Consider the following 12,140-nt stretch of genomic DNA (forward strand, 5'->3'; position numbering starts at 1 on the left):
AGAAGACAATGGATGAACTAACGCAATTATGCCAGACCCGTTCAGAGATCTACTGGTGGCTTTCAACAACCCTAGCCGCAGAATTAAGTGACGAACAACTGGGCAAATACCAGTCCTCTGAAATCCAAGGTTTCTTACAAGGGTTAGCTGCAACACCGGCATTAACAGTCTCTGCGGAAAAGTTAATTAGCACATTAGCGGCTGCCAACCTACGTAACGATGCACGTTTAGAATTATGTGCCGATTACGCGCAAATTTTTTTAGGCAACAGCAAATCATCTGCGCCACCGTATGCGTCAGTATTCACCAGTGAAAATGGTCATTTGATGCAAGAAGCGTATCAACAAATGACTGCGCTATTAGAGCAGCACAACATCAATATCAGTGACAAATACAGCGAGCCTGCGGATCACATTGCTATTCAGTTAGACTTCATGGGCAACTTGATCTTAAAAACATTAGATTCTGAATCTGAAGAAGCGATCCGCGCTAACTTTGCATTGCAGCACGATTTCTTACAGACGCACTTACTTAACTGGTTAGGTGATTTTGAAATGAAAGTTAAGGATTGTGATAAATTTGGTTTTTATGCGGCGGTAGTTGAATTGCTATTGGCATTCGCGCAGTTAGATTCTGACTGGTTAGAAACTGAATTAGATTAATATCTATTTAAATGAACCAAAGGACAATTACTTGCCCTTTGGTTTCATTACATTATAACTTCAAACATTCACTTACGCTTATTTCAAACCACTAATAAACGCTTGTAGGTCTTCACCTACTTCAGGGTGACGTAAACCATATTCAATAAATGCTTTCATGTAGCCAAGTTTTGAACCACAGTCATGTAGCTTACCGCTAATGTGGAAAGCTTCTACTGTTTCTAACTTCATTAGATCATCAATAGCATCTGTTAATTGGATCTCGTCACCAGCGCCTGGTGCCGTTTTTGCTAACAAATCCCAGATAGCAGATGGTAATACATAACGTCCGGCAACGGCTAAATTAGACGGTGCTTTATCTTGCGCTGGTTTTTCAATAACGGCTGTCATAGGCGTCGATTCACCAGCTTTAAGCTCAACACCACCACAATCAGCAACACCATAACCCGAAACTAAATTCATCGGTACAGGTTCAACCATGATCTGGCTAAATCCTGTTTCATCAAAACGGCGCATCATGCTGGCTAAGTTTTCAGTTTTTAAATCCGCGCTGACTTCATCCATCAATACATCTGGCAGTACCACAGCAAACGGTTCATCGCCAATAATTGGTTTTGCGCACAATACCGCGTGGCCTAAGCCTTTCGCTACACCTTGGCGAATATGCATGATCGTCACACCTTTTGGCGCAATCGCTTGTACTTCAGCTAATAACTGACGTTTAACACGGTGTTCTAGTGTTGACTCTAATTCAAACGATGTATCAAAATGGTTCTCGATAGCATTTTTTGATGCATGAGTAACCAGTACGATCTCAGTAATACCCGCCGCCGCACATTCGTTAACGATATATTGAATTAGTGGCTTATCGGCCACTGGTAACATTTCTTTTGGAATGGCTTTGGTTGCAGGTAACATACGAGTACCTAAACCAGCTACCGGAATTACCGCTTTAGTGATCTTAGTTTGTTTCAAAGTTTTATCCTTTTGTACTTTTGTACTTTTGTACTTTTGTACTTTTTATATTTTTATACGTGGCACTTTTTATACTTTATAAAAGTCGCGATACCAATCAACGAAGGCCTTCACGCCCTCTTTAACTTTTACTTTCGATGTATAACCCGTGGCTGCAAATAAATCTTGGGTATCCGCATAGGTAGCGTAAACATCACCCGGCTGCATTGGCATAAAGTTTTTCTTGGCTTTAATACCGAGTGAGTCTTCTAGTGCTTCAATATAGTCCATTAATTTAACCGGACTACCATGGCCAATGTTATAAACCCGATAAGGCGCACTACTGGTGGCTGGACTACCCGTTTCAACTTTCCACTCTGCATCCGGTGTTGGTATTACATCTTGAATTTGTAAAACACCCGCAACGATATCATCGATATAAGTAAAATCGCGTAACATATCCCCGTTGTTGTACACGTCAATTTCTTCACCGGCGATAATGGCCTTGGTAAACTTAAACAACGCCATATCCGGACGGCCCCAAGGACCATATACAGTGAAGAAACGTAATCCAGTAGTTGGCACACCGTATAAGTGTGAATAGGTATGCGCCATCAATTCATTGGATTTCTTCGATGCCGCATATAACGAGATCGGATGGTCAACACTATCACTGGTGCTAAACGGGGTTTTGTTATTTAAACCATAAACTGAACTTGATGATGCATAAACGAGATGCTTCACTTGGTTATTTCGGCAACCTTCTAACACGGTTAAGAAGCCAGTTAAGTTGCTATCCGCATACGCCATCGGATTATCAATGGAATAACGCACACCCGCTTGTGCGGCAAGGTGGATCACCCGATCGAATTGGTGTTCAGCAAACAGCGTCGATACCGCATCACGATCAGCCAGATCCAATTCAATAAAGCTAAATAACTCAGATTTTTGCGCATTAGCTAAACGCGCGTGTTTTAAATTTACATCGTAATAATCATTTAAGTTATCAACGCCAATAATCTGATGGCCTTGTTGACATAATAGCTCCGCACAGCGCGAGCCAATAAACCCAGCAGCGCCGGTAATTAAATATTTCATGTGTTTTTCACTTCTATTATGACTTAATTGCATTGAGAAAAGACGCAAGGCACGTGGTAAATCCATTTATGTTGGATTAAAGCGGGCTTGAGGTTAGTTTTTATCCCTGCCAGCAACAGCCTGCTTACTTTAATCAATACAATTCTTATATTGTTATTCATCAAGGTAAAATTAAATCATTACCAACTTAGTCATTACCAAATAAGTCACGGGTATACACTTTATCCGCTACATCGAGTAATTCATCGGCTAAACGGTTTGATACTATAACATCAGACAGGGCTTTAAATTCATTTAGGTCAGTAAACACCGGAGATTTAAAGAACTCACTCTCGGTTAATACCGGTTCATATACCACGACTTTAATTCCCTTGGCTTTAATACGCTTCATGATGCCTTGAATCGATGAAGCACGGAAATTATCCGAACCAGACTTCATGATTAAGCGATAGATACCGACGACTTGCGGATTTCTAGCAATAATGGCATCGGCAATATGATCTTTACGTGTCGAGTTAGCATCAACAATCGCACTAATTAAACTATTTGGTACATTCTCGTAATTCGCACGTAATTGTTTAGTATCTTTCGGTAAGCAGTAACCCCCATAACCAAATGACGGGTTATTATAATGACTACCAATACGCGGGTCTAAACCCACGCCTTGAATGATCTGACGGGTATCTAAATTATGCGCTTCAGCATAGCTATCCAGTTCATTGAAATAAGCAACACGCATAGCAAGGTAAGTATTTGAGAACAGTTTTACCGCTTCAGCTTCAGTTGAATCAGTAAACAATACATCGATATCGGTTTTAATCGCACCTTGTACTAACAGGCCAGCGAAGACTTCGGCGCGCTCAGATTGCTCACCGACAATAATACGTGACGGATGGAGGTTATCGTATAACGCACTGCCTTCACGTAAGAACTCAGGTGAAAATAAGATGTTATCACAGCCAAGGCGCTGTTTAACTTCTTTGGTATAACCAACGGGTACCGTGGATTTGATCACCATTATCGCGTTTGGATTAATGGCCATGACATCTTTAATCACGGCTTCAACAGATTTGGTATTAAAGTAGTTGTGCACCACGTCATAATCAGTTGGTGTCGCGATAATCACATAATCAGCATTACCGTAGGCAAGTTGTTTGTCCGTTGTCGCGATCAGATCAAGTACTTTATTAGCAAGAAAATCTTCAATTTCAGCATCTGCAATTGGTGATTTCTTAGCATTAATAATATTCACTTTTTCGGAAATAATGTCTAACGCTATCACGCGATTATGCTGTGCTAATAACACCGCATTTGATAAACCAACGTAACCTGTACCTGCAATGGTAATGTTCATGGTGTTGACCTGATTATAGATGGAAGTAATTTGAGTGGTATTCTAGCATTAAATTATAACTACAAGTTAATGCTAGCATTTAAATAGTCATGATGAGAACTGAAAGTGATATTAAAGGCATTAAGAATATTAAAGATATTAAAGATATTAAAACTTATTAAAAGTTATTCAATAAGATCAAAATGTAGCGCCGTACCACCCACAATAGCATTCTTCGCGACTTTGCCTAAAACCGTTTCATAATGTTTTGGGGCAAGGCCAAAGCCAGGGCGAATACTGCGAACATTATCGCTGGTAAGTGCTTCTCCAGCAGCAATATCTTTGACTACATATAATGAACGACGAAATTGCACATTACCTTGCTCCGCAGCCGTTCTTTCATAATTCACTTTGCCGAGTGCTTGCCAAGCAGTATGAGTATCAGCACAAAGCTGCGTCAACTCCGCAGGTTCAAGTGAGAAGCTATCATCCGCGCCGCCGCCATTACGATCTAGGGTAACGTGTTTTTCAATCATACATGCACCAAATGCCACCGATACCACAGCGGTCGCATTATCAATAGTGTGATCAGATAGACCCGCGAGCACATTAAAACGCTGGTTAATATCAGCGATGGTACGCAAATTATATTGCCCAGCGGGAGCTGGATAGCCACTTACGCAATGCAATACCACCAGCTCATTACAACCATTGTCTTTAGCTGTTTGGATTGCTTGTGCTATCTCTTGTTGATTAGCCATGCCGGTGGAAATGATCATAGGTTTACCCGTTTGGGCGACACGTTTGATCAATGGCAGGTCTATGACTTCAAATGAAGCTATTTTATAGGCGGGGACATCTAACTGCTCTAATAAATCCACCGCGGTAAAATCAAACGGCGAACTAAAAATAGTGATGCCTAACTCTTTAGCTTTGGCAAATAACGGTTTATGCCATGCCCACGGCATATGCGCGGTTTTGTACAACTGATATAAACTTTGTCCATGCCACAACCCACCTTTGATCTGGAATTCATCACCGTCGCTATCCATGGTGATGGTATCTTGGGTATAAGTTTGTAATTTTATCGCATCTGCACCAGCGGCTTTCGCTGCTGCCATTATGGCAAAGGCACGATTAATATCGCCATTATGGTTAGCCGATAGTTCCGCAATGATATAAGGCGGATAATTCGGGCCAATTTTACGACCATCGATAGTTATAAATTGCTCAGTCATAATATTAATGAATACTCTTCGATAAAGGGTAAATAAGTAAGTAAGTAATAGATAAGTAAATGATAGGTAATCGGTAAATAGAGATTTAAGCCTGTGGATAACGAATAAAGCTTTCCGCACTTAAGCGTTGGTAACCAGCCTGAGTGAACAACTGCTGTGACGCTAAGTTCGCCGTTAATACCTGAGCATGTATAGTGATACGCGGATGTAATGCATCCAAATAAGCCAGTGCCCGCTTAGCGATACCTTGGCTATAATAAGCAGGGTCAATAAAAATAGACAGCAGGTATTCAGCTTTAGTAATTTTATCCAGTCGCACTACGCCAACACTAATATGGTCACTGTCTAACTGATTACCAGAGCGATTTACCACTTCGTTCTTTACTACTTCACTCTTTGCGACTTCACTATTTTCTACTTCAGTGTCTGTTATTTCAATATCGGCTATTACACTATTCGCAATCTCAATAATATAAAAATAATCTTGCTGTTGCAGGAGTTTGTCCGTCATCCACTTATTATGCTCAGCCCAAGTCGGGAGTTGTTTATTTAACGCATATTGCCGTGTGGACGGCTGGCACTGCCAATCAAATACCAGTTTGATATCCGCGCCTGTAGCAGCGCGTAATTGTAAATGACAAGCACCAGTAAAATCACCAATCGCTGTTAATACCCGCTTTAAACCTAACCCATCACACAACCTGAGGTTATTCCCCCTTAACTGAGACCAATTTTGTAGCAGTCTTTGATAGCTGCTTAGTAGATGCTCCGCTATCTCATCAAGCTCAAGTTTATAGGCAGCGTCAACCGCAACCAGATTACGACTGATGGTTTGCTGATTGTCCGCTAACGGAACAATAATACTCGGCAACCCCAAACAAGCACGCTCCCAAGACGTTGTGCCTGGCGCGCCAATCGCCACTTGCTGTTGCGACATTAACTCAGCCATATCATCAACAAAATCTAAATGAGTGATCCAGTCATCATGCTGTAAACAGAACGCTTTTACTTGCTGGTAATGCGGAGCACGTGGCCCTAACAATACCGTGACTAACGGGCGTGATAATGTCGGCATCTTAGCAAGCGCCGTTAATACAGACAGTGTCGCATTAGGTTGATCACTACCGCCCATAGATAATAATAATTTTGGTCGATCGCAAAGTATATCATTTGCTAAAGCATGTTGACGATAATCACTAAATCGTGGATTTAATAACGCGAAGTCACAACCGGTTAATAGCTTAGTATCATCAGTTGCTTGATATTCACTTTTTAGCCGTAATAAAGTTTGATCTAAGATCAGGTCAGCGGCATGCTCTCGCACTAAATCATCGATAACCATTACTTTGCAATCTAAGGCTTGTTTTATTTGCTGCTGCCAGTCTTTATTTAAAGCATAATGATCAACAATCACCAGATCTGCAACTGCCACCAGCATTAACAAGTTTTGTGCATCTTCCTGCCACGGCACTTGCAACCAAGCAACATAATCAGCGCTATGTTGAGGCTCCAGCCAAGTTTGCGGCGATGCCAATAAATGCACCGTAAAGCCTTTATGCTCAATAAACTCGATTAAATCACCGGTTTGTGGACGACACACAAAACTCACCTGATGCCCTTGCTCAACAAGTCCCAGCGCTAATACTAAACAGCGCATCACATGACCACTGCCAATATGAGTCGAGGCATCAGCGCGTATGACGACGTTCATCAAAAATAGGCCATTAAAAGTTGTCTATCAAAACTGTTCATTACAAGTGCTCATTAAAAATAGCCCATCACGAATGATTCATCACTGCATATAAGGCTTCAGCAAGTTCCCAGTCTTCTTGATTATCAATATCTTGCACTCTTTTACGCGGTAGCAATACCGCTTTAGCCGAGGCTGAGAAAAAGGGTTTACCGAGTTTAAATGCAGATACCCTGCCCCAGTAGAATTGCCCAGCATCATGATAAGCACCTTCTAAGTCTTGTGAACGGGTATTTAAGTGCTCAGGTTGCAGCATTTGCACTGTGCCATTTTCACGTAGTGCAATAGCCCGTTGAATAGGGAAACCAAAAGAAGTAGCGCTAAAGGCATAGTCAATATCATCATCGGATAATACCGCCAACCCAGCAGATAAATCACTCGGTAATACAAAGGGTGCAGTGGCATAGATACAACAAAGTAAATCTACCGGCAGTTGCTGAGATTCACACCACTGGATGGCATGCTGAATGACTTCCATGGTTGTTGCATGATCATCGGCAATATCAGCGGGGCGTACAAAGGGCACTTCGGCACCATACGCTAGCGCGACATCAGCAATATCTTCATCGTCGGTCGATACGATCACTTTATCAAAACAAGCCGAGGCGATAGCCGCTTCAATTGAATAAGCAATAATCGGCTTACCATGAAATAATTTGATGTTTTTACCCGGAATACGCTTACTGCCGCCACGCGCTGGTATCACTGCAATCTTCATATTAATCCTTAAATACCAGTCCGTCGTACACTACTTTCTAATTCATGGTCTACTAATACATCATGTAACGCAGCGACCACTTCATCTTGCTGCACATCCGTCATACCATGAAATAACGGTAATGACAGCGCTTGTTGATAATAACTTTCTGCGACCGGATAGTCACCAACGGTAAATCCCATCGCCTGATAATAAGGCTGTGTATGTACCGGAATGTAATGCACGTGCACGCCAATACCTAACGTACGTAACTGGCTGAAGACCAGTTTCTTAGATAACTGTTTTTTTTGAAAAAAGCCCCCCTCTTCCAATTGCAAACCGACAACATACAAATGCCAAGCTGAATTGGTTTGTCCGAGCTGCACAGGTAATGTTAACGGTAAATCGGCGAGTAACTGATTATAACGTAGTGCAAGGCGTCGACGCTCGACAACAAATTGGGTTAATCGCTGCATTTGCGATACACCTAATGCCGCTTGTAACTCCGTCATACGATAATTAAAACCTAGTGCTACTTGCTGATAGTACCAATCACCTTGCCCGTCCATATCGAATCCCGCCACAGGGCCCATCAATGCTTTATCTCGGGTAATACCATGACTACGTAACAGGGCCATTTTATCCGCTAACGCTTGCTGATTGGTTAATGCAGCGCCGCCTTCAGCAGTTGTGACTATTTTTACCGGATGAAAACTAAATATAGTGATATCACTGTAGTCACCACCACCGATTGGCTTGCCTTGATATTCACCACCAATGGCATGTGCAGCATCTTCGATGATCTTAAAACCGTATTGTAGCGATAAGGCATGAATAGCGACCATGTCACAAGACTGGCCGCACAAATGTACAGGGACCACAACTTTAGGTAACTTATTTTGGGCTTTGGCAATAATCAGCTTTTGTTCAAGTGCTTTTGGACAGAGATTATAAGTAGCAGGGTCGATATCGACAAGATCGACTTGTGCGCCGCAATATAAGCCACAATTAGCCGACGCCACGAAGGTAATCGGTGTTGTCCACAACCAATCACCTGTACCTAGCTCTAACGCTAAACAAGCAAGGTGTAAGGCTGATGTGGCACTGTTACAGACCACGGCATGCTCTGCGCCGGTGTGTTGCATTAACGCCGCTTCAAACAAAGGTACTTGTGGACCTTGAGTAAGGAAATCTGATTGCAATACCGCAATCACAGCAGCAATGTCTTGCTGGTTAATATCTTGCTTACCATAGGGGATCATAGCAACCTCACCTACAGTTCAGCCAAACGATCAAAATCACGGATCTGTTGAATATCTAAAAAATCAGGGTTATTACCCGAATGGTACTCATAACCTTGTTGCACTGATTGACCGACTTCACCTAGACGATTATTGGTATAATCAATATCTTGACCGAAAAAGGTAATGGTCGGACAGATAACATAATGATCTGTAAACTCTAAGGTTAAATGTGAGTCATCTTTAGGGCACATAATCTCATGCAATTTTTCCCCTGGACGAATACCAACAATGTCAGTTTTAATACCCGGTGCATAAGCCTCAACTAAATCCATGATGTGTACAGAGGGGATCTTAGGAATAAAAATTTCGCCGCCCTGCATGCGCTTAAAGTTAGTAAGTACAAAATCAACGCCATCTTGCAGGGTTATCCAAAAGCGCGTCATCTCAGCATGGGTCACCGGTAATGAATCCGCACCTTTTGCAAGTAAACCTTTAAAAAATGGAACTACCGAACCACGCGAACCAACGACATTGCCATAACGCACGCAAGCAAAACGAGTCGGGCCGCTGCCGACCATATTATTGGCAGCAACAAACAACTTATCCGATGCTAATTTGGTTGCACCGTACAGATTAATCGGGTTAGCCGCTTTATCTGTCGACAGTGCAATAACCTTTTCAACTTTATTAGCAATCGCCGCTTTAATTACATTTTCGGCACCGTGGATATTGGTTTTAATGCATTCCATCGGGTTATATTCTGCAGCAGGGACTTGCTTTAATGCGGCCGCATGGATAACAAAATCCACATCCTGCATTGCTTGCATCATACGTTCGCCATCACGTACATCACCAATGAAATAGCGCATGCACGGATCATTAAACTCTTGCTGCATTTCAAACTGCTTGAGTTCATCACGCGATAAAATGATTAAGCGTTTTGGCTTGTAATTGGCAAGAATGGTTTTGGTGTATTTCTTACCAAAAGAGCCGGTGCCGCCGGTGATGAGAATGGATTTATTGTTGAACATATCAGTCCTTTTTGACGGGAAAGTTAAACCAGAGTTCCGCCATCATCCCCCGAGTATCAATAATCAGCGTATTATTTACATAAAAAATAATTATACCGCTTTTAAGCAGATACTAAAATCCCCCTCTATTACTCTTGTTTTTATATAAAGAGCAAAGTAATGAAAGGGGGATTTTATTAAAACAATGTAGTGAAATTATAATTGTTGAAAATATGCTTCAAACTTATCAACAGTATTCTTCGTCGAAAATTCGTTTGCTAACCTAGTTTTACCTGCAGCACCAAATTCCGTAACCGCTTGTGGATCACTATGGAAAAAACGAACTTTCTCGGCAATTTTATCCGCATCTTTTACTGGTACTACAAATCCGCTAATACCATCAAGTACCACTTCTTTACCACCACCAGTCGTAGTCACAATTGTCGGCGTGCCACATGACATCGCTTCCATCACAGTACGTGGTAAACCTTCACCACTAATCGATGGTTGTACCAATACGTCACAGGCAGTAATAATTTCAGGGGCATCTTTACGATAACCCGTTACATGAATACGATCTTTCATCGGATGCTTGGCAATAAGGCTGCTATAAGGTTCTTGATCAAGTCCTTTACCGACTAATACTAAGTGAAAGTTTTCTAAATCTATAAGTTGACTAGCGGCATCTAACATAACCTCGATACCTTTACTTGGGCGCACATTACACGCGCACACAGCAGTGAAGTCAGTGTCTTTTATTCCAAACTCAGACAAGTCAGCGGCTTTATGATCATACCAAGCAAGATTATGCCCTTTATGGATAGTCACGATTTGGTCTTTACCTTTCCACGCTTGCTGGAGGATATCTTGTCTTACCGCTTCCGAAACGCATATAACGCCATCCACACGTGGGTGTAAGATAGTAAGATAAGCACTGGGATCATGGCGATACAAACCACCAGTAGTACCACGGTAAGCAACTAACTTAACGGCTAAACCAATACAGGCAAAGGCCGCATTAGGGATGGTTTTAGAATTTGTGGCATAAACAACATCATAATCATGTATTTTTAATTCAGTACGTAACACCTTGATTGTCTCAAAGCATATCTTACGTTTCGGATAACCGAATATAACGTGAATCCCAGCCTCTTGATAATAACTTAAGGCATTTGAATCTTCAGGTATCATCACGGTTACATCATGGCCTTTTTTAGCCAGACCAATAAATGTTTCAACTTCAGGACGCACGCTATTATATGCATTGGCACAACCGGGAAATGCTAATATTCTCATTCTCAACCTATCAAATTCTGCAGTAGTAGACGCCCAAGTTGAGCTGTTCACATTCATTTTGCTATTTATTGCTTATTTTACTGTTTATCTTTCTTTTTGTTTTCACTAATGTATTTAAATTTCAGTAAAGCATATTTATTAAAAGTATATTGGAATTGTATTGCTGCGATCAAAAAACCAATACGACCATCTAAAAAACCACGACGTAAAAAATAATGGCGAATAAAAGCAAACACAGCAGACAATGAACCTTTTAACATTGAGCCTTTTTTACCTTTGTTATATCTTTCTAGCGCCCAAGCCTCTGCGTAACCAGTACGCTTTTGCAAATAAATACTCAGATCAGAAAACGTATAATGCAGTAGATTATGTTGTAAGTCGGTAATGGGCGCGTCTTTGCACTCCAACGACTCATGCACCATTTTTTGGTTATAGCGATAGCGGCTACGGTTATATATACGCGGTAATTTATCTGGATACCAACCACTGTGATAAACAAATTCACCACAAAAATGCGTTAGGCGATTTACGCTAAATACTTGCTCATCATTCGCATTGCATACTGCAGCTTGAATTTCTAACGCTAACGTTTCCGGGACAACTTCATCGGCATCAATTGAAAAGATCCAATCATTACTAGCTAAGGCTTCAGCACGACGTTTTTGTTCACCAAAACCAGGCCAATCTTCTCGGACAAACACCTTATCAGTATATTTTTTAACAATCGCAAGCGTTGCATCAGTACTACCGGAATCAACAACCACAATTTCATCCGCCCATGTGACAGACTGTAAGCATGCTTCTATTTTATTTTCTTCATTCTTACAGATAATGCAAACTGAAATCTTATTACTCATC

11 protein-coding genes are annotated in these 12,140 nt (G+C 41.5%); 1 reads left to right on the plus strand and 10 read right to left on the minus strand.

What is annotated here, in order from left to right:
* Window positions 1-8: 8 nt before the first annotated feature.
* Window positions 9-662 (plus strand): molecular chaperone TorD, encoded by a 654-nt coding sequence (torD, locus tag CXF93_RS18485; RefSeq protein ID WP_101063984.1) that lies wholly within the window; start codon window positions 9-11, stop codon window positions 660-662.
* Window positions 663-740: 78 nt separating this feature from the next.
* On the opposite strand, the gene galU is transcribed toward torD, so the two are convergent.
* The 10 genes from galU to CXF93_RS18535 all read right to left on the minus strand — a co-directional run bounded on the left by galU (window position 741) and on the right by CXF93_RS18535 (window position 12,139).
* Window positions 741-1,637 (minus strand): UTP--glucose-1-phosphate uridylyltransferase GalU, encoded by an 897-nt coding sequence (gene galU, locus CXF93_RS18490; RefSeq protein WP_101063985.1) that lies wholly within the window; start codon window positions 1,635-1,637, stop codon window positions 741-743.
* A gap of 69 nt (window positions 1,638-1,706) precedes the next feature.
* Window positions 1,707-2,714, minus strand: coding sequence for an NAD-dependent epimerase (locus tag CXF93_RS18495; RefSeq protein WP_101064069.1), 1,008 nt, complete (start codon window positions 2,712-2,714; stop codon window positions 1,707-1,709).
* A gap of 187 nt (window positions 2,715-2,901) precedes the next feature.
* Complete coding sequence (locus tag CXF93_RS18500; RefSeq protein ID WP_101063986.1) at window positions 2,902-4,068, minus strand: nucleotide sugar dehydrogenase; 1,167 nt, start codon at window positions 4,066-4,068, stop codon at window positions 2,902-2,904.
* Window positions 4,069-4,232: 164 nt separating this feature from the next.
* Window positions 4,233-5,285: a pseudaminic acid synthase gene (pseI, locus tag CXF93_RS18505; protein ID WP_101063987.1), complete on the minus strand. Its 1,053-nt coding sequence runs from the start codon at window positions 5,283-5,285 to the stop codon at window positions 4,233-4,235.
* Window positions 5,286-5,370: 85 nt separating this feature from the next.
* Window positions 5,371-6,996, minus strand: a complete 1,626-nt coding sequence (pseG, locus tag CXF93_RS18510) for a UDP-2,4-diacetamido-2,4,6-trideoxy-beta-L-altropyranose hydrolase (RefSeq protein ID WP_101063988.1) — start codon at window positions 6,994-6,996, stop codon at window positions 5,371-5,373.
* A gap of 67 nt (window positions 6,997-7,063) precedes the next feature.
* A complete protein-coding gene (gene pseF, locus CXF93_RS18515) occupies window positions 7,064-7,753 on the minus strand; it encodes a pseudaminic acid cytidylyltransferase (RefSeq protein ID WP_101063989.1) in 690 nt (229 codons plus the stop codon).
* An 8-nt stretch (window positions 7,754-7,761) separates the two neighbouring features.
* Complete coding sequence (pseC, locus tag CXF93_RS18520) at window positions 7,762-8,994, minus strand: UDP-4-amino-4,6-dideoxy-N-acetyl-beta-L-altrosamine transaminase (protein ID WP_101063990.1); 1,233 nt, start codon at window positions 8,992-8,994, stop codon at window positions 7,762-7,764.
* Between the two features lie 11 nt (window positions 8,995-9,005).
* On the minus strand, window positions 9,006-10,007 hold the full coding sequence (pseB, locus tag CXF93_RS18525; RefSeq protein WP_101063991.1) for a UDP-N-acetylglucosamine 4,6-dehydratase (inverting): 1,002 nt from the start codon (window positions 10,005-10,007) through the stop codon (window positions 9,006-9,008).
* Between the two features lie 195 nt (window positions 10,008-10,202).
* Window positions 10,203-11,282, minus strand: coding sequence for a glycosyltransferase family 4 protein (locus CXF93_RS18530; RefSeq protein ID WP_101063992.1), 1,080 nt, complete (start codon window positions 11,280-11,282; stop codon window positions 10,203-10,205).
* A gap of 77 nt (window positions 11,283-11,359) precedes the next feature.
* A complete protein-coding gene (locus tag CXF93_RS18535; RefSeq protein ID WP_101063993.1) occupies window positions 11,360-12,139 on the minus strand; it encodes a glycosyltransferase family 2 protein in 780 nt (259 codons plus the stop codon).
* Window position 12,140: the final 1 nt, after the last annotated feature.

Origin of the sequence: Moritella sp. Urea-trap-13 (genome assembly GCF_002836355.1) — a bacterium.
Classification (GTDB): Bacteria; Pseudomonadota; Gammaproteobacteria; order Enterobacterales; family Moritellaceae; genus Moritella.

Excerpts from the sequence above, each read along its gene's own strand:
- pseF (WP_101063989.1), bottom strand. The coding sequence starts at position 7,753 with ATGAAGATTGCAGTGATACCAGCGCGTGGCGGCAGTAAGCGTATTCCG.
- pseC (WP_101063990.1), bottom strand. The coding sequence starts at position 8,994 with ATGATCCCCTATGGTAAGCAAGATATTAACCAGCAAGACATTGCTGCT.
- pseB (WP_101063991.1), bottom strand. The coding sequence starts at position 10,007 with ATGTTCAACAATAAATCCATTCTCATCACCGGCGGCACCGGCTCTTTT.
- CXF93_RS18500 (WP_101063986.1), bottom strand. The coding sequence starts at position 4,068 with ATGAACATTACCATTGCAGGTACAGGTTACGTTGGTTTATCAAATGCG.
- torD (WP_101063984.1), top strand. The coding sequence starts at position 9 with ATGGATGAACTAACGCAATTATGCCAGACCCGTTCAGAGATCTACTGG.
- CXF93_RS18530 (WP_101063992.1), bottom strand. The coding sequence starts at position 11,282 with ATGAGAATATTAGCATTTCCCGGTTGTGCCAATGCATATAATAGCGTG.
- CXF93_RS18535 (WP_101063993.1), bottom strand. The coding sequence starts at position 12,139 with ATGAGTAATAAGATTTCAGTTTGCATTATCTGTAAGAATGAAGAAAAT.
- pseG (WP_101063988.1), bottom strand. The coding sequence starts at position 6,996 with ATGAACGTCGTCATACGCGCTGATGCCTCGACTCATATTGGCAGTGGT.
- CXF93_RS18495 (WP_101064069.1), bottom strand. The coding sequence starts at position 2,714 with ATGAAATATTTAATTACCGGCGCTGCTGGGTTTATTGGCTCGCGCTGT.
- pseI (WP_101063987.1), bottom strand. The coding sequence starts at position 5,285 with ATGACTGAGCAATTTATAACTATCGATGGTCGTAAAATTGGCCCGAAT.